This window comes from Microbacterium sp. PA5 (assembly GCF_049860775.1).
Classification (GTDB): Bacteria; Actinomycetota; Actinomycetes; order Actinomycetales; family Microbacteriaceae; genus Microbacterium.
On the sequence record NZ_CP187567.1, the window covers coordinates 946,779 to 967,272 of the forward strand.

22 protein-coding genes are annotated in these 20,494 nt (G+C 71.2%); 18 read left to right on the forward strand and 4 right to left on the reverse strand.

Annotated features, from left to right (window positions below):
* The first annotated feature begins 7 nt into the window (after positions 1–7).
* Positions 8–1,081, forward strand: a complete 1,074-nt coding sequence (prfA, locus tag ACPWUT_RS04290) for a peptide chain release factor 1 (protein WP_284528063.1) — start codon at positions 8–10, stop codon at positions 1,079–1,081.
* 53 nt (positions 1,082–1,134) lie between these two features.
* The gene (locus ACPWUT_RS04295) at positions 1,135–1,536 is read left to right on the forward strand and encodes a hypothetical protein (RefSeq protein WP_284528064.1); all 402 of its coding nucleotides are present in this window, start codon (positions 1,135–1,137) and stop codon (positions 1,534–1,536) included.
* A 27-nt stretch (positions 1,537–1,563) separates the two neighbouring features.
* On the opposite strand, the gene epsC is transcribed toward ACPWUT_RS04295, so the two are convergent.
* Genes epsC through cysK (ACPWUT_RS04310) form a run of 3 tightly spaced genes read right to left on the reverse strand, consistent with a single transcriptional unit; the run spans position 1,564 to position 4,081 of the window.
* The gene (epsC, locus tag ACPWUT_RS04300; protein ID WP_425842179.1) at positions 1,564–2,133 is read right to left on the reverse strand and encodes a serine O-acetyltransferase EpsC; all 570 of its coding nucleotides are present in this window, start codon (positions 2,131–2,133) and stop codon (positions 1,564–1,566) included.
* A gap of 50 nt (positions 2,134–2,183) precedes the next feature.
* Positions 2,184–3,134, reverse strand: a complete 951-nt coding sequence (gene cysK / locus ACPWUT_RS04305; RefSeq protein WP_425841013.1) for a cysteine synthase A — start codon at positions 3,132–3,134, stop codon at positions 2,184–2,186.
* 8 nt (positions 3,135–3,142) lie between these two features.
* A complete protein-coding gene (cysK, locus tag ACPWUT_RS04310; RefSeq protein ID WP_284528067.1) occupies positions 3,143–4,081 on the reverse strand; it encodes a cysteine synthase A in 939 nt (312 codons plus the stop codon).
* A 101-nt stretch (positions 4,082–4,182) separates the two neighbouring features.
* On the opposite strand from cysK (ACPWUT_RS04310), the gene prmC reads away from it, so the two are divergent.
* From prmC to ACPWUT_RS04375, 13 genes are all read left to right on the forward strand, one after another.
* Positions 4,183–5,067, forward strand: coding sequence for a peptide chain release factor N(5)-glutamine methyltransferase (gene prmC / locus ACPWUT_RS04315; protein ID WP_425841016.1), 885 nt, complete (start codon positions 4,183–4,185; stop codon positions 5,065–5,067).
* Positions 5,068–5,149: 82 nt separating this feature from the next.
* Positions 5,150–5,863, forward strand: coding sequence for an L-threonylcarbamoyladenylate synthase (locus tag ACPWUT_RS04320; RefSeq protein ID WP_284528069.1), 714 nt, complete (start codon positions 5,150–5,152; stop codon positions 5,861–5,863).
* A complete protein-coding gene (locus tag ACPWUT_RS04325) occupies positions 5,860–7,032 on the forward strand; it encodes an MraY family glycosyltransferase (RefSeq protein ID WP_425841020.1) in 1,173 nt (390 codons plus the stop codon). Before ACPWUT_RS04320 ends, ACPWUT_RS04325 begins: the two co-directional genes overlap by 4 nt.
* The gene (locus tag ACPWUT_RS04330; protein WP_425841023.1) at positions 7,029–7,535 is read left to right on the forward strand and encodes a hypothetical protein; all 507 of its coding nucleotides are present in this window, start codon (positions 7,029–7,031) and stop codon (positions 7,533–7,535) included. Before ACPWUT_RS04325 ends, ACPWUT_RS04330 begins: the two co-directional genes overlap by 4 nt.
* 63 nt (positions 7,536–7,598) lie before the next feature.
* The gene (atpB, locus tag ACPWUT_RS04335) at positions 7,599–8,498 is read left to right on the forward strand and encodes a F0F1 ATP synthase subunit A (RefSeq protein WP_425841026.1); all 900 of its coding nucleotides are present in this window, start codon (positions 7,599–7,601) and stop codon (positions 8,496–8,498) included.
* Positions 8,499–8,540: 42 nt separating this feature from the next.
* Positions 8,541–8,774 carry an ATP synthase F0 subunit C gene (gene atpE, locus ACPWUT_RS04340; protein WP_144807427.1) on the forward strand — a complete coding sequence of 78 codons (234 nt, stop codon included), beginning with the start codon at positions 8,541–8,543 and terminating at the stop codon, positions 8,772–8,774.
* A gap of 28 nt (positions 8,775–8,802) precedes the next feature.
* Positions 8,803–9,351: a F0F1 ATP synthase subunit B gene (locus tag ACPWUT_RS04345; protein WP_284528072.1), complete on the forward strand. Its 549-nt coding sequence runs from the start codon at positions 8,803–8,805 to the stop codon at positions 9,349–9,351.
* Positions 9,351–10,139, forward strand: a complete 789-nt coding sequence (locus tag ACPWUT_RS04350; protein WP_284528073.1) for a F0F1 ATP synthase subunit delta — start codon at positions 9,351–9,353, stop codon at positions 10,137–10,139. The genes ACPWUT_RS04345 and ACPWUT_RS04350 overlap by 1 nt, the downstream gene beginning before the upstream one ends.
* 72 nt (positions 10,140–10,211) lie before the next feature.
* The gene (gene atpA / locus ACPWUT_RS04355) at positions 10,212–11,852 is read left to right on the forward strand and encodes a F0F1 ATP synthase subunit alpha (RefSeq protein ID WP_284528074.1); all 1,641 of its coding nucleotides are present in this window, start codon (positions 10,212–10,214) and stop codon (positions 11,850–11,852) included.
* 30 nt (positions 11,853–11,882) lie between these two features.
* Positions 11,883–12,785 carry a F0F1 ATP synthase subunit gamma gene (locus ACPWUT_RS04360; RefSeq protein ID WP_284528075.1) on the forward strand — a complete coding sequence of 301 codons (903 nt, stop codon included), beginning with the start codon at positions 11,883–11,885 and terminating at the stop codon, positions 12,783–12,785.
* 23 nt (positions 12,786–12,808) lie between these two features.
* Positions 12,809–14,257 carry a F0F1 ATP synthase subunit beta gene (atpD, locus tag ACPWUT_RS04365; RefSeq protein ID WP_284528076.1) on the forward strand — a complete coding sequence of 483 codons (1,449 nt, stop codon included), beginning with the start codon at positions 12,809–12,811 and terminating at the stop codon, positions 14,255–14,257.
* Position 14,258: 1 nt separating this feature from the next.
* Complete coding sequence (locus ACPWUT_RS04370) at positions 14,259–14,519, forward strand: F0F1 ATP synthase subunit epsilon (RefSeq protein WP_284528077.1); 261 nt, start codon at positions 14,259–14,261, stop codon at positions 14,517–14,519.
* Positions 14,520–14,604: 85 nt separating this feature from the next.
* Positions 14,605–15,354: a YaaA family protein gene (locus ACPWUT_RS04375; RefSeq protein ID WP_284528079.1), complete on the forward strand. Its 750-nt coding sequence runs from the start codon at positions 14,605–14,607 to the stop codon at positions 15,352–15,354.
* 12 nt (positions 15,355–15,366) lie between these two features.
* On the opposite strand, the gene ACPWUT_RS04380 is transcribed toward ACPWUT_RS04375, so the two are convergent.
* On the reverse strand, positions 15,367–15,927 hold the full coding sequence (locus ACPWUT_RS04380) for a DUF4282 domain-containing protein (protein ID WP_425841035.1): 561 nt from the start codon (positions 15,925–15,927) through the stop codon (positions 15,367–15,369).
* 163 nt (positions 15,928–16,090) lie between these two features.
* Between ACPWUT_RS04380 and ACPWUT_RS04385 the strand changes: the two genes are divergently transcribed.
* The 3 genes from ACPWUT_RS04385 to ACPWUT_RS04395 all read left to right on the forward strand — a co-directional run bounded on the left by ACPWUT_RS04385 (position 16,091) and on the right by ACPWUT_RS04395 (position 20,491).
* Positions 16,091–16,756, forward strand: coding sequence for a large exoprotein (locus ACPWUT_RS04385; RefSeq protein ID WP_284528081.1), 666 nt, complete (start codon positions 16,091–16,093; stop codon positions 16,754–16,756).
* Positions 16,757–16,900: 144 nt separating this feature from the next.
* Positions 16,901–17,689: a PP2C family protein-serine/threonine phosphatase gene (locus ACPWUT_RS04390; RefSeq protein WP_284528082.1), complete on the forward strand. Its 789-nt coding sequence runs from the start codon at positions 16,901–16,903 to the stop codon at positions 17,687–17,689.
* Between the two features lie 66 nt (positions 17,690–17,755).
* Positions 17,756–20,491, forward strand: coding sequence for an FtsK/SpoIIIE domain-containing protein (locus ACPWUT_RS04395; protein WP_425841039.1), 2,736 nt, complete (start codon positions 17,756–17,758; stop codon positions 20,489–20,491).
* The last annotated feature ends 3 nt before the right edge of the window (positions 20,492–20,494 follow it).

Here is a 20,494-nt window from a genome sequence, read left to right on the forward strand (position 1 = left end):
GACGATCGTGTTCGAGTCCGTCCAAGGACTGATCGACGAGCATAAGGCGGTCCAGGAGGAGCTCTCCGACCCCGCCGTGCACGCCGATGCGGCGCGCGCCAAGCGCGTGAACCGCCGCTACGCCGAGCTCAGTCGGATCGTCGCCGCCCACGACGCGTGGGTGGCGGCGTCCGACGACCTTGACGCGGCGCGCGAGCTCGCCAAGGAGGACGACGCGTTCGCCGCCGAGGTGCCGGCGCTCGAGGAGCAGCTGTCGGCGGCTCAGGAGCGCCTGCGGCGCCTGCTCATCCCGCGCGACCCCGACGACGCGCGCGACGTCATCATGGAGATCAAGCAGGGCGAGGGCGGGGCCGAGTCGGCCCTGTTCGCCGCCGACCTCCTCCGGATGTACCTGCAGTACGCCGCCTCCAAGGGCTGGAAGACGGAACTGCTCGAGCGCAACGAGAGCGACCTCGGCGGGTACAAGGACGTCCAGGTCGCCATCAAGGGATCCAGCTCCGACCCCGCGCAGGGCGTCTGGGCGCATCTGAAGTACGAGGGCGGCGTGCACCGCGTGCAGCGCGTGCCGGCCACCGAGTCCCAGGGGCGCATCCACACCTCGACGACCGGCGTCCTCGTCTTCCCCGAGGTCGACGAGCCCGAAGAGATCCAGATCGATCCGAACGACCTCAAGATAGACGTCTTCCGCTCGTCCGGGCCGGGCGGGCAGTCCGTCAACACGACCGACTCCGCCGTCCGCATCACCCACGTCCCGACCGGCATCGTCGTCTCGATGCAGAACGAGAAGAGCCAGCTGCAGAACCGCGAAGCCGGTATGCGCGTGCTCCGCGCGCGCCTGCTCGCCAAGCAGCAGGAGGAGCTCGACGCGGCGGCCTCCGACGCCCGTCGGTCCCAGATCCGCGGGATGGACCGCTCCGAGCGCATCCGCACGTACAACTTCCCCGAGAACCGCATCGCGGACCACCGCACCGGGTACAAGGCCTACAACCTCGACCAGGTGATGGACGGCGCGCTCGGCCCGCTCATCGAGTCGGCGATCAGCGCCGACGAGGAAGCCCGGCTGGCGGCGCTGGGCTCCTGACACGGTGCGCGCCGGCCTCGCGCCGCGCGAACCGCCCGCGCTACGCTCGCGGCATGATCATGTTCCTCCTGCGCGCGCTGATCTTCCTCGCCTCGGCGGCGGTCGGCCTCATCGTGGCAGACCTGGTGCTCCCCGGCTTCGTCATCGACTGGGGGAGCCCGCTCGGCTTCATCCTGGCCATCGTGATCTTCGCCGTGCTGCAGAGCGTCCTGGCGCCCTGGCTCGCCCGCGTCGCGCAGCGCAACGCCCCCGCGCTGCTGGGCGGAATCGGCATCGTGTCGACCTTCGTCGCCCTCGTCGTGGTGGTGCTGATCCCGCGGGCCGGGCTCACCATCGGCGCCCCGTGGTGGACGTGGGTGATCGCGCCGGTGATCGTCTGGCTCGTCACCGCGCTGGCGACGCTGTTCCTCCCGATGCTCTTCATCAAGAAGAAGGTCGCCGAGCGCCGCGGCTGAACGACCCGCGGTCCCGCGCGGCGCGGGCTAGATGTGGTACTCGGGAGCGGTGAGCACGGCCTTCGTGTCCTCGCCGGGCGTGCGGCGCCGGGGCTTGGCCGGGATGCCGACCAGGACCGAGTCCTCGGGCGCGTCCTGGGTGACGACGGCGTTGGCGCCGACGACCGATCCCGCGCCCACGGTCACCGGACCGAGGATCTTCGCTCCGGCGCCCACGGCGACACCGTCGCCGAGGGTGGGGTGCCGCTTCCCCGCGTCGCGGGTGCGGCCGCCGAGGGTGACGCCGTGATAGAGCATGACGTCGTCGCCGATCTCGGCCGTCTCGCCGATGACGACGCCCATGCCGTGGTCGACGAAGAAGCGCCGCCCGATGGTCGCCCCGGGGTGGATCTCGATGCCGGTCAGCCAGCGGGTGACCTGGGAGCCGGCGCGGGCGAGGAAGCGCACCCGGCGCACCCACAGCGCGTGCCAGACGCGGTGCGCCCAGATGGCGTGGAGTCCCGGGTAGAGCAGGGCGATCTCGATGCCCGAGCGTGCTGCGGGGTCGCGCAGCTTCGCGGCGGCGACATCCTCGCGCACGCGCGACAGGAACGTCAGGAGCCGGCGCGCGTCGCGACGGGCGACGGAGCGGGCGGACCGCGGCGCGCTCACGACGCGTCCTCGCGGAGGTGCGCGTAGAGCGCGGTCGACAGGTACCGCTCTCCGGCGTCGGGGACGATGACGACGATGCGCTGCCCGGCCGCCTCCGGACGCGCGGCGATCTGCAGCGCGGTCCACACGGCGGCGCCGGCCGACATCCCCGCGAGGATGCCCTCACGGGTGGCCAGCTCGCGGGCGACGCGGATCGCGTCGTCGAACTCCACGTCCGAGATCTCGTCGACGACCGACCGATCGAGCACGTCCGGCACGAAGTTCGGGCCGATGCCCTGGATGCGGTGCCCGCCCGCGCGTCCCTCGCTGAGGACGGGGGAGTCCTTCGGCTCGACGAGGACGACCTTCACGTCGGGGTTCCGCTCCTTGAGCACCCGGCCGACGCCGGTGATCGTGCCTCCGGTGCCCGACCCGGCGACGAACCAGTCCACCCGACCGTCGGTGTCGCGCCAGATCTCCTCCGCGGTGGTCCGGCGATGGATGGCCGCGTTCGCCGCGTGCTCGAACTGACGTGCCAGCACCGCCCCCGGCGTCTCCGCCACGATGCGCCGGGCCGTGTCGACGGCCTCGGTCATGCCCTTGTAGGGATCGGTGAGCACCAGCTCCGCGCCGTAGGCCTTCAGCAGCGTGCGGCGCTCCTTCGACATCGAGGCGGGCATCGTGAGGATCACCCGGTACCCTCGCGCGGCCCCGATCAGCGCCAGCGCGATGCCGGTGTTGCCGCTCGTGGACTCCACGATGGTGCCGCCGGGCGCCAGCTCGCCGGCGGCCTCGGCCGCCTCGATCAGCGCGTAGCCGAGCCTGTCCTTCACGCTCCCGCCCGGGTTGTAGAACTCGAGCTTGACGAGCACCTCCGCGCCGCCGGGCAGGTCGCGGGGGAGGCTGTTCAGGCGGACGAGCGGGGTGTCGCCGAACGCGCTGGTGATGTCGGGATGGATGCCGGGCACGTGTCGGTTCAGTCTTCGCGCAGGTGCTCGTAGAGCGCCGTCGAGAGGTAGCGCTCGCCGAACGACGGCACGATCACGACGACGTTCTTGCCGGCGGCCTCGGGGCGCGCGGCGACCTGCAGCGCAGCCCAGATCGCTGCGCCCGAGGAGATGCCGACCAGGATGCCCTCCTTGGTGGCCACCTCGCGCGCCGTGCTGATCGCGTCGTCGAAGGCGACGTCGACGACCTCGTCGATGACGCCCTGGTCGAGGATCGGCGGGATGAAGTTCGGGCCGATGCCCTGGATCTTGTGCGGGCCGGGCGTCCCCTTGGTCAGCAGCGGCGAGTCGGCCGGCTCCACGGCGACGACCTTCGCCTCGGGGAGGCGGTCCTTCAGCACCTGGCCCACGCCCGTGATCGTGCCGCCCGTGCCGATGCCCGCGACGAAGTAGCCCACCTCGCCGTCGGTGTCGCGGATGATCTCCTCCGCGGTGGTCTTGCGGTGGATCTCGACGTTGGCCTGGTTCGCGAACTGCTTGGCCAGGACGGCGCCCGGGGTCTCGCCCGCGATGCGCTCGGCCTCGGCGACGGCGCCCTTCATGCCCAGCGAGGGATCGGTGAGCACCAGCTCGGCGCCGTAGGCCTTGAGCAGCAGGCGCCGCTCGACCGACATCGACGACGGCATCGTCAGGATGACCTTGTAGCCGCGCGCAGCGCCCACCATCGCCAGCGCGATGCCGGTGTTGCCGCTCGTGCCCTCGACGATGGTGCCGCCGGGCTTCAGCTCGCCCGAGGCCTCGGCGGCGTCGACGATCGCGATGCCGAGGCGGTCCTTGACCGACGAGGCGGGGTTGTAGAACTCGAGCTTTGCGAGCACGGTGCCCGGCAGTCCCTCGGTGACGCGGTTGAGCTTGACCAGTGGGGTGTTGCCGAATGCGCTCGTGATGTCGGGGTGGATGCCGGACATGGCCTGCCTTTCGTGCGGGTGTGCGGGTCGGACCAGCCTACGGCGGCGAACCGGGAGGACGACCTATGTGACGATTCTTCACGATTAGGCTGGACGCGCCCATGAGAACGATCGATGATTCGCGCGCGCCCGCGCGCCTGAGCGAGCTGCTGCGCGAGGCGACGGCGACCCTCGCCGCCGCCGGCGTGCCCACGCCCGACGTCGACGCCGAGCTGCTCGCCGCCCATGTGCTGGGGCTTTCCCGCGGCGCACTGGCCGCCGCCGCGCTGCGGGGCGACCCGGTCCCCGCGACCGACCTGGACGCGTGGCACGAATTGGTCGCCCGGCGGGCGGCCCGTGAGCCGCTGCAGCACCTGACCGGCCTCGCGCCGTTCCGCCACCTCGAGCTGCGCGTCGGTCCCGGCGTCTTCGTGCCGCGCCCCGAGACCGAGATGGTCGCCCAGCTGGCCATCGACGCCCTCCAGGCCGCCGCGTCGCCCGCCCCGATCGCGGTCGACCTCGGCACCGGCTCCGGCGCGATCGCGCTGTCGATGGCGACCGAGGTGCCGCACGCGCGGGTGTTCGCGGCGGAGAACTCCGTCGACGCGTTCCTGTGGACCAAGGAGAACTTCGCGGCGATCGCCCCGCACGCGACGCTGGCGTTCATCGACCTGGCCGTGGCGTTCCCCGCCCTCGACGGCACGGTGTCGGTGCTCGTCTCCAATCCGCCCTATGTGCCTGACGACGCGATCCCGCGCGATCCGGAGGTGCGCTACTGGGACCCGCCGGCGGCGCTCTACGGCGGCGCCGACGGGCTCGACGTCGTGCGGCAGCTCTCGACCGTCGGGCAGCGCCTGCTCCACCCGGGCGGGTCGCTCGTCATCGAGCACGGCGAGTGGCAGGGCGCCGCGATCCGCGACCTCCTGACCGCCGACGGGTGGCGTGCGGCGGCCACCCACCCCGACCTCACCCTGCGCGACCGCGCCACCACCGCGATCCGCGCCTGACGGGCGCCGCCGGCGCGGGAGCACCGTCACCCGAGCACCGGCACAGGGAACCCGAGGCGCGCGACCGTAGACTGGAGCGGCTATGTCCACTGTGTTCGACTGCCGCGACGCCGACCAGCTGCTTCCCGCACTCCGTCAGGCGCGTCAGGCCATCGCCCGGGGCGAACTCGTCGTGCTGCCCACCGACACCGTCTACGGCGTGGGCGCCGACGCCTTCAGCCCGGCCGCCGTCGCCCGCCTCCTGGCGGCGAAGGGGCGCGGCCGGCAGTCGCCGCCGCCCGTGCTGGTCCCCGGCATCCCGACGCTTCGCGCCCTCGTGGCCGAGCTCCCCGAGCCGGTCGAGCGCCTCGTCGAGCGGTTCTGGCCGGGCGGGCTCACCATCGTCCTCCCCGCCCAGCCCTCGCTGACGTGGGACCTCGGCGACACCGGCGGCACGGTGGCCGTGCGCATGCCGGCCGAGCGCATCGCCCTCGAGCTGCTCGCCGAGACCGGTCCGCTGGCGGTCTCCAGCGCGAACCTGACCGGGAAGGCCGCGGCCACCGCGGTCGATGACGCGCTCGACATGCTCGGCGACAGCGTCACGGTCTACCTCGACGGGGGCGCCTCGTCCACCGGCGTCGCCTCGACGATCATCGACGCCACCGGCCTCGTCGGCGACGACCGCCGCGCGGTGCGCGTGCTCCGCGACGGCGCGGTCGGACGCGCCGAGCTGCGCGAGGTCCTCGGCGACCTGCTCGAGCCCGACCCCGCCGACCCCGACCCCGCCGACTCCGACGCGGGCGGCGGCGCTGCGTGAAGCACTACCTCTTCACGCTGATCATCACCGCGGCGCTGACCTTCACGCTCACGTGGGTGGTGTGGCGGGTGAGCATGCGCTACAAGCTCTACCCCGGCATCCGCGAGCGCGACGTCCACAAGAACCCCACCCCCCGGCTGGGCGGCGTCGCGATGTTCCTCGGCGTCCTCGGGGCCTTCGCGCTGTCCACGGCGGTGCCCTACTTCCAGATCATCTGGCAGGAGCCCGCGCGCGTGTGGGCGATCCTCGGCGCGACGCTGCTCATCGTGGTGGTGGGCGTGGCCGACGATCTGTGGGATCTCGACTGGTTCCTCAAGCTCGGCGCGCAGTTCCTCGTCGCCTGGATCATCGTCGGCCCCGGCGGCGTGCAGATCTTCTACCTCCCGGTCGGCGGCGCGACCTACCTGTCCGGCTGGATCAGCGTCGCGCTGTCGGTGCTCGTGATCGTCGTGGTCATGAACGCGGTCAACTTCATCGACGGGCTCGACGGGCTGGTCGCGGGCGTCGTGCTCATCGCCAACGTGGTCTTCTTCGCCTACACGTACCTCCTCGCGCGCGACTTCGAGTTCAGCAGCTACTCCAGCCTCGCCGCGTTCCTGGCGATCACCCTGGTGGCCGTCTGCGTCGGCTTCCTGCCCTTCAACTGGAGCCCCGCGCGGCTGTTCATGGGCGATGGGGGAGCGCTCATGCTCGGACTGCTGATGGCGGTCTCGGCGCTCCTCGTCAACGGCAATCTGCCGCCGCAGCTCCTCGCGGACAACGATCAGTTCGGCCGCTCCCAGCTGCTCGGTGCGTTCATCCCCGTGCTCCTGCCCATCGTGGTCGTGCTCCTGCCGCTGCTCGACTTCGGGCTGGCGGTCATCCGCCGCATGTCCAAGGGCAAGTCGCCGTTCTCGCCCGACCGCAAGCACCTCCACCACCGCATGCTCGACATGGGCCACACCGACCGCGACGCCGTGCTGATCTTCTACGCCTGGACCGCGGTGGTCAGCTTCTCGGTCCTCCTCATGTACATCGGCACGACCGCGGGCTGGCCGGGGCTCTACGGGCCCGGCGTGGCCTTCGCCGCCCTCGGCGTGACCGCGTGTCTCATCGTCACCCTGATGCCCTCCCGGCGCGCCCCGCGCGGCGCCGCCCCACCCGCCCCCGAACGGAAGTCCGTCGCATGAACCGCCCCACCGTCTCGAGCACTCCCGTCCTGCGCACGACCCTCCTGTGGTCCGCGGCCGCCACCGCCGGGCTGGCGGTCATCGGCGCGCTCGTCGGCTGGGCCGTCGGCGGCGTCGACGGGCTGTGGAGCGCCCTGGTCGCCGTCGTGCTCGCCGCGGTCTTCCTGGGGTTCACCGGCGCGAGCATCCTGATCGCGAACCGCTGGTACGGCGACCCGCTCTACGTGCCGATCTTCTTCGGGCTGGTCATGGGCGCCTGGCTGCTCAAGTTCGTCCTGTTCATCGTGGTGCTGCTGTCGCTGCGCGACCAGCCGTGGCTGAACGGGCCGGTGTTCTTCGTCGCCCTCGTGGCGAGCGTGCTCGTCTCGCTGGCCATCGACGTCGTCGTCATGCTGAAGATGCGCATCCCGCACGTCAGCGACGTGACCCTCCCCACGGCCGAGGAGGTCGCCGAGGGCGCCGCGGATCGTCCGGCCCGGGACGATACCGCACGCGAGGACTGATAGGCTGTCTTCAGAGCCCGCCTGCTCCTCACGGAGCGGTTGCCCTGCTCCTCCGGGAGTGGTGTGCGGAGTCCGCTCACATCGACCATCGTCGCCCCGGCCCTGGCCGGTGCCCCGAAGCTGGAGCCAGCGCTGTTTACCCAGACTGCGACCCTGATCGCCACCTCGGCCGGAGAAGGCCCGGAATTCCACGGTCCCTCGATCGACGAGTTCTTCCCTGAGGCCATCTTCACGTTCCCGGGTCTCGTCCTGTTCGGTGAACCGCTCTCCATCACGCGCATCCACCTGATCCAGTTCCTCGCGGTCATCGCGATCGTCCTGATCTTCTGGCTCGGCACGCGGCGCATGACGGTCGTGCCCGGCCGCTTCCAGAGCCTCGTCGAGATGGGCCTCGACTTCGTCCGCGTCAACGTGGCCGAAGACCTGCTGGGCAAGAAGGACGGGCAGCGCTTCCTGCCGATCCTCACCACGATCTTCTTCATGGTGCTGTTCATGAACATCACGGGCATCATCCCGTTCCTGAACATCGCCGGCACGAGCATCATCGCCGTCCCGCTGCTGCTGGCCGTCATCAGCTACGTGACGTTCATCTACGCCGGCCTCAAGAAGAGCCCGAAGAACTTCTTCAAGAACGCGCTGTTCCCCTCGGGCGTGCCGCCGTTCCTCTACATCATCGTCACGCCGCTCGAGTTCATCTCGACCTTCATCGTGCGGCCCGTCACGCTGACGCTGCGACTGCTCATGAACATGATCGTCGGGCACCTCATGCTCGTCCTGTTCTTCGCCGCGACGCAGTTCTTCCTCCTCGACCTCGGTGGCTGGTGGTCGGCCCTGGCAGCGGGCTCGCTCGCGTTCGGCCTCGCCTTCACCCTGTTCGAGATCCTGGTGGCCGTCCTCCAGGCCTACGTCTTCACCATCCTGACCGCGGTCTACATCCAGCTCGCGGTCGCCGAAGAGCACTGATCGGGACGGCAACCGCCGCCCTCAACCGAAAGGAAAAACCCCGTGGACGCAACTACGGTTCTCGCCGCCCTCGAGGGCAACGTCGCGACGATGGGCTACGGCCTCGCCGCCATCGGCCCCGCCATCGGCGTGGGCATCGTCGTCGGCAAGACGATCGAGGGCGTCGCCCGCCAGCCCGAGCTGGCCGGCCGTCTGCAGGTGCTGATGTGGATCGGTATCGCCTTCACCGAGGCGCTCGCCTTCATCGGCATCGCCACCTACTTCATCTTCCAGTAAGCCCCCACCAGTCCCTTAAGGAGACAGGATGCTCAAGGATCTTGTCGCGTACGCGGCGGAAGAGGGTGCGGCGCACAACCCGCTCATCCCCGCCTGGTACGACATCATCTGGTCGGCGGTTTGCTTCGTCGTCATCCTCTTCGTCTTCTGGAAGGTCGCCCTTCCCAAGATGAAGACGCTCCTCGACGCGCGCTCCGCCGCCATCGAGGGCAACATCGCGAAGGCCGACGAGGCCCAGCGCCGCGCCGAGGCCGCGCTCGAGGAGTACACCTCGCAGCTCGCCGAGGCCCGCAAGGAGGCCGGGGAGATCCGCGACGCCGCCCGTGAGGACGGCAAGAAGATCGTCTCCGAGGCCCGCGAGAACGCGTCGACCGAGGCGGCCCGCCTGACGGCGGCGGCCCACACGCAGATCGAGGCGGAGCGCCAGTCGGCCCTCGTCTCGCTGCGCAGCGAGGTCGGCACGCTCGCGCTCGACCTGGCCGGCGGCGTCATCGGCGAGACCCTCGCCGACGACAAGAAGGCCAAGGGCGTCGTGGACCGCTTCCTCGCAGACCTCGAGTCGGAGACGGCGAAGTAATGGGCTCTGCGACCACTCAGGCACTCGCGGCGACCGAAGCGGCGCTCGCGACCACGAAGATCAGCGACCTGAGCACGTCTCGGGAGCTGTTCCTCGCGGCGCGCACCATCGGCGAGTCGTCGCAGCTGAGCGGCGCGCTGTCGGCCTGGGGAGTCCCGGGCGAGGCGCGTGCCGGTGTGGCCGCGCAGGTGTTCGCGAGCCTCCAGCCCGAGGTCGTCTCGCTGGTGACCACGGCTGCTGCGCAGCGCTGGTCCTCGCTCGACGACCTCATCGGCGGCATCGAGGCGCTCGCGATCCGCGCGGCCGCGATCGCCGTGCCGACGGTCGACGTCGAGGGGGAGCTGTTCGAGGTCGCGCGCACGGTCGCCGTGAACCCCGAGCTCGAGCTCGCCCTGGGCAGCCGGCTGGGCGACTCCTCCGCCAAGGGCACGCTGATCGAGCGGATCCTGGGCGGTCGCACCAGCGAGGCGACGACGCTCATCGTCTCCTCGCTCGTGCAGCAGCCCAGGGAGCGTCGCGTGCGCTCGCTCCTGAACCGGGCGCTCCGCATCGTGGCCGACCAGCGCGGCCGCACGGTCGCGACCGTCTACGCGGCGGCTCCGCTGGATGCCGACCAGCTCACGCGGCTGCGCTCCTCGCTCAGCCGTCGCTACGGTGCCGACGTCGCGCTCAACACCGTCGTCGACCCGTCGGTCGTCGGAGGCGTGCGCATCGAGATCGGCGACGACGTCATCGACGCCACCGTCTCCTCCCGTCTCAACGATCTCCGTCAGCGCCTGGCTGGCTAGAACTTCCCTGCTCCCACCGGGGAGCGGGTCCGCAGGGCCTCCCTGCACCGACTTTCACAACAAAGGAAGACCATGGCAGAACTGTCCATCAGCCCCGACGTCATCCGTGACGCGCTGAAAGACTTCGTCGCCGCGTACGAACCCACCGCGGCATCCGCCACCGAGGTCGGCACCGTCATCGACGCCGCCGACGGCATCGCCCACGTCGAGGGTCTCCCCGGCGTGATGGCGAACGAGCTCGTGCGCTTCGCCAACGGGATCGAGGGCCTGGCCCTCAACCTCGACCAGAACGAGATCGGCGTCGTCGTCCTGGGTGACTTCTCGGGCATCGAGGCGGGCCAGAAGGTCACCCGCACCGGCGAGGTGCTGTCGGTCGCCGTCGGCGACGGCTACCTCGGCCGCGTCGTCGACCCGCTCGGCAACCCGATCGACGGACTCGGCGAGATCGCCACCACCGGTCGCCGCGCGCTCGAGCTGCAGGCGCCCGGCGTCATGTCGCGCAAGAGCGTGCACGAGCCGATGCAGACCGGCATCAAGGCGATCGACGCCATGATCCCCGTCGGCCGCGGCCAGCGTCAGCTCATCATCGGCGACCGCCAGACCGGCAAGACCGCGATCGCGATCGACACGATCATCAACCAGAAGTCGAACTGGGAGTCGGGCGACCCCGAGAAGCAGGTCCGCTGCATCTACGTCGCCATCGGCCAGAAGGGCTCGACGATCGCCTCGGTCAAGGGCGCGCTCGAAGACGCCGGCGCCATGGAGTACACCACCATCGTCGCCGCTCCGGCGTCCGACCCGGCCGGCTTCAAGTACCTCGCGCCGTACACCGGCTCGGCCATCGGCCAGCACTGGATGTACGACAGCAAGCACGTCCTGATCATCTTCGACGACCTGTCGAAGCAGGCCGAGGCCTACCGTGCCGTGTCGCTGCTCCTGCGTCGTCCGCCGGGCCGCGAGGCGTACCCCGGCGACGTCTTCTACCTGCACTCGCGTCTGCTCGAGCGCTGCGCGAAGCTGTCGGACGACCTGGGCGCCGGCTCGATGACGGGTCTGCCGATCATCGAGACGAAGGCCAACGACGTGTCGGCCTACATCCCGACCAACGTGATCTCGATCACCGACGGCCAGATCTTCCTGCAGTCCGATCTGTTCAACGCCAACCAGCGCCCCGCTGTCGACGTCGGCATCTCGGTGTCGCGCGTCGGTGGTGACGCCCAGGTGAAGTCGATCAAGAAGGTCTCCGGCACGCTCAAGCTCGAGCTCGCGCAGTACCGCTCGCTCGAGGCGTTCGCGATGTTCGCGTCCGACCTCGACGCCGCGTCGCGTCGTCAGCTGGACCGCGGTGCGCGTCTGACCGAGCTGCTCAAGCAGCCGCAGTACGACCCGTACCCCGTCGAGGAGCAGGTCGTCTCGATCTGGGCCGGCACGAACGGCAAGCTCGACTCGATCGAGGTCGAGGACGTGCTGCGCTTCGAGCGCGACCTGCTGGACTACCTCAAGCGCAACACGTCGATCCTCGACACGCTGCGCGAGACGAACGTGCTGGACGACGACACCCTCGCCGAGCTCGAGAAGGTCACCGACGCCTTCGTCCTGGAGTTCCAGGGCGGCAAGGGGCAGGCGATCAACAAGCCCGGCCATGAAGAGGTCGAGGCGGCGAACGTCGAGGACGTCAACCAGGAGAAGATCGTCAAGGGCCGCCGCGGCTGAGCCGCGACGTCTGACCGAGACACAGAACCTATGGGCGCACAACTCCGGGTCTACAAGCAGAAGATCTCTTCTGCTCAGACGACCAAGAAGATCACGAAGGCGATGGAACTCATCGCGGCTTCGCGCATCCAGAAGGCGATGGCGCGCGTCCGCGCGTCGTCCCCCTTCGCGCGTGCCGTGACGCGGGCCGTGGCCGCCGTGGCGACGCACTCCAATGTCCAGCACCCGCTCACCACCGAGCGCGAGGTGATCCGCCGCTCGGCGGTCGTCATCTTCGCCTCCGACCGTGGGCTCGCGGGCGCGTTCAACTCGCAGATCCTCCGTGAGGGCCTGCAGCTGGGCGAGCTGCTGCGCAGCGAGGGCCGGGAGCCGGTGTACTACCTCGTCGGTCGCAAGGCGGTGGGCTTCTTCCAGTTCCGCCGGATGCCGTGGGCGGGGGAGTGGACGGGCGACACCGACACGCCGCACTTCAACACCGCGGAGCAGATCGCCGGCGCGCTCATCGACGCCTACGACCTCGGCGGCGAGGACGGCGGCGTGGACGAGATCCACCTCGTGTACAACCGCTTCATCAGCATGATGACGCAGACGCCCGAGACCGTGCGCCTGCTTCCGCTGGAGGTCGTCGAGGCCGACGAGGCCGAGACGTCGTCGACGCAGGTCTACCCGCTCTACGAGTTCGAGCCGAGCCCGGAGGTCGTCCTCGACGCCCTCCTACCCGTCTACGTCCAGAGCCGCGTCTTCAACGCCCTCCTCCAGTCGTCCGCGGCCAAGCACGCCGCCACGCAGAAGGCGATGAAGTCGGCCAGCGACAACGCCGACAAGCTCATCACCGACTACACCCGCCTGCGCAACAACGCGCGTCAGGCCGAGATCACGCAGCAGATCGCCGAGATCGTCGGCGGCGCCGACGCCCTCGCATCGGGCAAGTAACGACCCCACGAAAGAGACAGAGAATGACCACCACCGCCACCGCTGAAGCGACCACGGTCGTCGGTCGCGTCGCGCGCGTCACCGGCCCCGTCGTCGACATCGAGTTCCCGCACGACTCGATCCCCGACATCTACAACGCTCTGAAGACGACCATCACCATCGATGGCGAGTCGACCGAGATCACCCTCGAGGTCGCGCAGCACCTCGGCGACGACCTCGTGCGGGCCATCTCCCTGAAGCCGACGGACGGTATGGTCCGCGGCCAGGAGGTGCGCAACACCGGCGGTCCCATCACGGTCCCCGTGGGCGATGTCACCAAGGGTCGCGTGTTCAACGTGACCGGTGACGTGCTCAACGCCGAGCCGGGTGAGACCATCGAGGTCACCGAGCGCTGGGGCATCCACCGCCAGGCGCCGAACTTCGACCAGCTCGAGTCCAAGACCGAGATGTTCGAGACCGGCATCAAGGTCATCGACCTGCTGACCCCGTACGTCCAGGGTGGGAAGATCGGCCTCTTCGGCGGTGCGGGCGTCGGCAAGACGGTCCTCATCCAGGAGATGATCCAGCGCGTCGCGCAGGACCACGGCGGCGTGTCCGTGTTCGCCGGCGTCGGCGAGCGCACCCGTGAGGGCAACGACCTCATCCACGAGATGGAGGAGGCGGGCGTCTTCGACAAGACCGCCCTCGTCTTCGGTCAGATGGACGAGCCGCCGGGGACGCGTCTGCGCGTCGCGCTGTCGGCGCTGACGATGGCGGAGTACTTCCGCGACGTGCAGAAGCAGGACGTGCTGCTGTTCATCGACAACATCTTCCGCTTCACGCAGGCGGGTTCCGAGGTCTCCACGCTGCTGGGCCGCATGCCCTCCGCCGTGGGCTACCAGCCGAACCTCGCCGACGAGATGGGCGTGCTCCAGGAGCGCATCACCTCGACCCGCGGTCACTCGATCACCTCGCTGCAGGCGATCTACGTTCCCGCTGACGACTACACCGACCCGGCGCCGGCGACCACGTTCGCGCACCTCGACGCCACGACCGAGCTCTCCCGCGAGATCGCGTCGAAGGGTCTGTACCCCGCCGTCGACCCGCTCGCCTCGACGAGCCGCATCCTCGACCCGCGCTACATCGGCGCCGACCACTACCGCGTGGCCACCGCCGTCAAGCAGATCCTCCAGAAGAACAAGGAGCTGCAGGAGATCATCGCGATCCTCGGTGTCGACGAGCTCTCCGAGGAGGACAAGGTCGTCGTGGCCCGCGCCCGTCGCATCCAGCAGTTCCTCTCGCAGAACACCTACATGGCGAAGAAGTTCACCGGTGTCGAGGGCTCCACGGTCCCGATTAAGGAGACCGTCGAGTCGTTCGACGCGATCGTCAAGGGCGACTTCGACCACGTGGCCGAGCAGGCCTTCTTCAACGTCGGCGGCATCGGCGACGTCGAGGAGAAGTGGGCGAAGATCCAGAAGGAGAACGGCTGACATGCCCCTGACTGTCACCCTCGTCTCCGCGGAGGAGGAAGTCTGGCACGGTGAGGCGAGCCTCGTCGTCGCCAAGACCGTCGAGGGCGAGATCGGCTTCATGTCGGGCCACGAGCCCGTGCTGGCCATCCTCGCCGAGGGTCAGGTCCGCATCACGCAGGCCGACGGCAGCAAGGTGATCGCCAGCGCTCAGGACGGCTTCCTGTCGATGGAGGCTGACGAGCTCACCATCGTCGCCGGCCACGCCAGCCTCGAATCCTGACACCACGTCGCGACGCCGCCCGCTCACCCGGGCGGCGTCGCTGTTTCTCCGGAGCCGTTCGTCCCGTGTCGATCCCGCCACCGCCATGCTGATCCTGCTTCCGCCGTCCGAGACCAAGCGACCGGGCGGCGCGGGCGCGCCCCTCGACGTCGGAGGCCTGGCGCTCCCGTCGCTGGCCCCGCAGCGCGCACTTGTGTCCGAGGCGCTCGTGGGCCTCAGCGCGGACGAGGAGGAGGCGGCGCGCGTGCTTCGGCTGAGCGCTCGGCAGCGGGGAGAGATCGCCGACAACGCCGCGCTCCGCGAGGCGCCGACGATGGCTGCGGTCGACCGCTACACCGGCGTGCTGTTCGACGCCCTCGACGCGTCGTCGCTGCCGGCAGCGGCGCGGCGCTGGCTGGGTGCGCACGTCCTCATCCAGTCGGCTCCGTTCGGCCCGGTCCGTGCGACCGACCCGATCCCCGCCTACCGGCTGGCGGCGGGAACGACTCTTCCGGGGATCCCGCCGCTGCGCCGGGTCTGGGCCGATGCCGTGACCTCTGCGCTGGCGGCGCTGGCCCCCGCGGTCGTGCTCGACCTGCGCTCCGAGGCGTATGCCGCGCTGGGCCCGGTGCCCTCCGGGGTGGCCTCGGCATATCTCCGCGTCGTGACGGCGGGGGACGACGGCGTGGTCCGCGCCCTCAACCACTTCAACAAGCACGCGAAGGGCGCGCTGGTGCGGGCGCTGGCCGAGGACCGGCCGCGCGTGGGCTCGCTCCGCGGCTTCCGTCGCTGGGCGGAGGCCGCCGGCTGGGACGTGCGGCCCGGTGCGCCCGGGGAGCTGGACCTCGTCGTCTGAGGCCGGCGCCCATCAGGCCTCGCGCGCGGTCCCGGTCTCGGGGGCGTGTGCGGTCGAGGTGCCCGGCGTTCCTGCGGTGTTCGCAGTGACCGCGCTGCCGGTGTTCGGGGCGCTGCCCGTGTTCTGGGCGGTCCGCTCGGTGTTCTCGGCGATCGCGATGAGCGCCACCACCGATTCGATCACGAACCGCAGCACCACGACGGCGATGAAGGCCAGGATCGGCACGATGATCACCGTGGAGACGATCAGCGCGATGCCGCCGCCGGGGTTCCACCACAGCGACCGGATACCCCCGATGATGCCGCCGAAGAACGTCGCGATGAAGCCGATCGCGATGGCGATGAGGCCCACGACGTAGAACGCGCTGGCCAGACGGCGGGTGATGAAGGTCGTGAACGAGATGTCGAACAGCGCCGACAAGAAGCCGCGGCCGATGTCGTCGACGTCGCCCAGCAGCCGCGGGACGCCGGTGTCATCGACCTCGGCGGCTGCCGGTGCGCCAGTGGGGGCCGCGGCGGCCTGGGCGGCCGGCTGAGACGGAAGGGGAGGCGGGGTGGGGGTGCTGTCGGTCATGACGGTCCTTCCGTGGGGTGTAGCGCCAGGCTATCCACGCTCGGCGGCGCACCGCGAGTGGGCGCGCGATCCTGTGCAGCGCGACGGCTGCTCGCTAGCATGGCACCAGCCGAGGCCCTCGGCCGACGGCTCGCCGCCTTCACGCCCCTCGGAAAGGATCGACATGGACTACCCGGACGGTGCCGCACTGGCGGCCCTCGCGATTCTCGGCTTCTTCAGCTTCCTCATCGGCGTCGCCATCTACGTGGTGACCGCCTACTTCCTCATGAAGGTCTTCGACAAGGCCGGCGTGCAGGGCAAGTGGCGCGCCTGGGTGCCGATCTACAACTTCATGGTGTTCAGCAAGCTCGGCGACCTGAACCCCTGGCTCGTGCTCATCGCCGGCGGCGCTGCGATCGTGCTCTTCTGGGTGCCCGGTCTCAACGGCGTCCTCGGCCTCGCGATGCACGTCATCGCACTGCTCGCAGCGTGGCGGGTCGGCCTCAAGCTCCAGAAGGAAGCGGTGTGGGTCATCCTCTACTTCTTCCTGGCGCCCGTGTGGCTGGGCATCAACGCGTTCGACAAGTCGCGGTGGAACCTCAACGTTCCCGCCGCCCCCTGGGCCGGCAACGGGTTCCTCTCCGACACCACCACCTGGGCGGGGATCCCCAGCCAGGCGCCCGCCGGCGGATACCCGGCCAACCCCGTCACCGCGCCCGGCTACGTCGCTCCGGCCGCGCCGTCCGCCGCTCCCACGCCGCCGCCGGCCGCTCCGTCCGCCGCGCCCGAGCCGCCGGTCGCCGAGCCGCCGACGACGGAGCCGCCGACGACGGAGCCGCCGAAGGCCTGAGGACGGATGACGCCATCCGGGCACGCATCGCAGCGCGCCCGGATGGCGTCCTCCTGCCCGACGCGGCCCGGCCGTGGTCCGGGCGGCACAGGCCGGTCCACTAGAGTGTGACCACGTCCACCGACGACCAGGAAGGGTGGGATCGTGGCCGAATCCGCGACGCAGAGACACACGGTCTCGCTGCCGGACGGCGCTCTGGAACTGTCCTGGGCCGAGGTCACCCATCGCGGTCGTCGCCGCGACGTCAATCAGGACGCCGTGCTGGCCCAGTACCCCCTGTTCGTCGTCGCCGACGGCATGGGCGGCCACATCGGCGGCGAGATCGCGTCGTCGAGCACGATCACCCGGCTGCGCGCGGTGGCGGACAAGGGCACGGTCAGCCCCAAGGCCATCGAGAAGGCCCTCGGCCGTGCGGTGGCCGACATCGACTCGCACCCCGAGGCGACCGACGAGGGAACCGGCACGACGGTCACCGGCGTCTACCTCGACGACACGGGTGAGGAGCCCACCTGGGTCACCCTCAACATCGGCGACTCGCGCGTCTATCTGTTCCGCGACGAGAGCCTCGCGCAGATCACGACGGACCACTCGGTGGTGCAGGAGCTCATCTCCGCGGGCCGGCTGAGCCCCGAGGAGGCCGAGAACCACCCCTACGGCAACGTGATCACGCGCGCCGTCGGGCCCTCCGACGGCGTGGCTCCCGACTACGTGCGCCTCGAGGTCGTCGACGGCGACCGGTTCGTCGTCTGCAGTGACGGGCTCACCAAGGAGCTGACCGACTACGGCATCCTGCACTTCCTCCTGCAGCACGACGACCCCACCGAGGCCGTCGACGCGATGCTGGAGGCCGCTCTGGAGAACGGCGGTCGCGACAACATCACGATCATCGTGCTGAACGTGTCGCGCACCGGCTCCTCCCCGCTCGAGGACTGAGCGCTCCTCTCCACCGGACGGCACCGGAAGCGTCCGCGCAGCGGTGATCTCCGCTCGACTGGGGCGGTGACCACCGCACCCGACGAACCCCTTCGGCTCCCCTCCGCGCCCGCTGAGCCGGTGCGTCCCGGCTTTCCCCTGCTGTCGTCGCTCGCACCCGTGCTGGGCGCCGGGCTGCTGTGGGCGGTGACGGGGTCGACGGCCATGCTGTGGTTCGCGCTGCTCGGGCCGGTGCTGGCGCTCGCGGGGCTGCTCGACGGCCGTCGCGGATCCCGGCGTGCCGCGCGGCGGGAGCGGGCGGCGCACGCGCGGAGACTCGCGGCGATCCGCGCGGAGGTGGCGGCCCGGCACGACCGCGAGCGGGCGGCGCTGTGGGTGCGACATCCCGATGTCGCGGCGCACGCGGCGCGGCCCGAGGAGATCTGGAGGCCGGTGCCCGAGCGCGTCCGGAGCCTCGTCGTCGGCCGCGGTGAGGCGACGAGCGCGGTGCGGGTCGAGGGCGGCGACGACGGTGACGCCGTGAGGTTGCTGCGCGCAGCGGCGCGCGTCCTCGCACGCGCTCCCGTCACCGTGCCGCTGGATGAGGGGGTGGCGGTGGTCGGGCCGCCCGTGTTCGCCCGGGCGGTCGCGCGCGGCCTCCTCCTGCAGGCGTGTCTGAACCTTCCTCCGGGAGAGCTGCGCGTGATCACCGCGGACGACGGCTGGGCCGCGGTGCTGCCGCACCGCCGCAGCACCGGAAGGCGCCTCCTGCGCCTGTCGGAGCCCGGCGAACGGAGCGAGCGCGATGACGGCGTCGTGATCGCCGTCGTCGCCGAGGGGGACCCGCCGCCACCGCGCTGCGGCGTCGTGCTGTCGCTCGTGGGGCCCGCGCGCGCCCGCGTCGATCACGGTGACGTCAGCCGCGAGGTGGAGATCGAGCCGGTCTCGCGCGATCGGGCGCGGGAGCTGGCGGCGATCCTGGCAGATCGCGCTCGCGCGCTGCGCGGCGCCGCCGACCAGCCCGCACCGCCGCTCGCGCAGCTGCTCGTCGCGGCGCCGCGACCACGGCCGGGCGGCCTTCCGGCGGTGGTGGGCACGCGCGCGGGCGAGCCCGTCGTCATCGACCTGATCGCCGACGGGCCGCATGCGGTCGTCATCGGCGTGACGGGGTCCGGCAAGAGCGAGCTGCTGATCTCCTGGGTGGTCGCCCTGGCGGCGGTGCACACGCCGCAGCAGGTCTCCTTCCTGCTCGTGGACTTCAAGGGCGGGCGCGCCTTCGACCCGCTCGCGCGGCTGCCGCACGTCACCGGCGTGCTGACCGATCTCGACGAGACCGCTGCCGTCCGGGCGATCGAGAGCCTGCGCGCCGAGCTGCGTCACCGTGAGCGCGTGCTCGCCGCGGCCGCGGTCCGCGACGTCGAGGAGGCCGGCGGCACGCTGTCGCGCCTGATCGTCGTGGTCGACGAGTATGCGGCCCTCGTCGCCTCGCACCCGGCGCTCCACGAGCTCTTCGGCGACATCGCGGCGCGAGGACGCGCGCTCGGCGTCCACCTCGTCCTGGCCTCGCAGCGCGCGGCGGGGGCGTTCCGCGAGGCGGTGCTGGCTAACGCCCCGCTGCGGCTGGCGCTGCGCGTCACCGACGCCTCCGACTCGCGGGCGGTGATCGGCACCGACGAGGCCGCCGCGCTGTCGGGGCGGGTCGAGGACCGCGGGGTCTGCCTCGTCCGGAGGCCGGTCGACGCCGCTGCCCGAGCGCTGCGGGTCTCCCGATGCGCTCCGGCGGACATCGAGGGACTCGAGACGATCTCGCATCCGCCCGCGCGCAGGCCGTGGCTGGAGCCGCTGCCGGCCGTCATTGGCCTCCGCGAGGTGGAGCGCCGACCGGGCGAGCTGATCCTCGGCGTCACCGACGAGCCCGAGCACCAGCGGCAGCGCCCGCTCGCGCTGCCCGCGGACGAACCCGGGCTGGTGGTGCTGGGTGCCTCTGGCAGCGGCCGCACGAGCGCGCTGCGCGCCCTCGCGCGACAGGCGGGCGCCGTCCTCACGATCCCCGCCGATCCCGAGCGCGGATGGGATGCGACCGAGGCCGCGGAGGGTGTGGCCCGCGGCGCCCTGGTCGTCGCCGACGACCTGGATCTGCTGCTGGCCCGCCTCGGTCCCGACCACGGAGCCGTCGTCAGGGAGCGGATCGAACGGCTCGCACGCGAGGCCCGTGGACGCGGGGTGCAGGTGGTGGTCTCGGCGCAGCGTCCGGGCGGCGCCGTCGCGCGGATCGTGGAGGCGATCCCGCGGCGACTGCTCCTGTCGCATGCCTCGCGAAGCGACCACCTCGCCGCGGGAGGTGCGCCCGGCGACCCCGCGCGGCTCCCGCCCGGACGGGGGAGGTGCGACGGCATCCTCGTCCAGGGGCTGTGGACCGAGCCGGACGGCGAGGGTGCCGCCGCGGAGGCCACCGCTGCGCAGCGCCCATGGCGCCCCTCGCGCCTGCCGGTCGCCCTCGTCGCCCCCGCCGGCGCGCGGACCCGGTCGACGATCGAGAGCTGGGCGGCGGAGGGGCGCGAGGTGGTGACCGTGGACGACCCGTCGGCGGTGCCCGCCCCGGGCCGTGTGCTCTGGGGGACGCCGGAAGCCTGGCTCGGTCAGTGGCGTCTGCTCGCGCGCGCCCGCGCGGAAGGGCACCTGGTGATCGATGCGGCGTGCGCCGCGGAGTACCGGGCGATCACCGGCTCACCGGAGGTGCCCCCGTTCGCGCTGCCGCAGGCGGGCCGCGCCTGGCTGCGGGCGGGCGACGGCGCGGTCGCGCGCATCCTGCTGCCGTCGTGACGG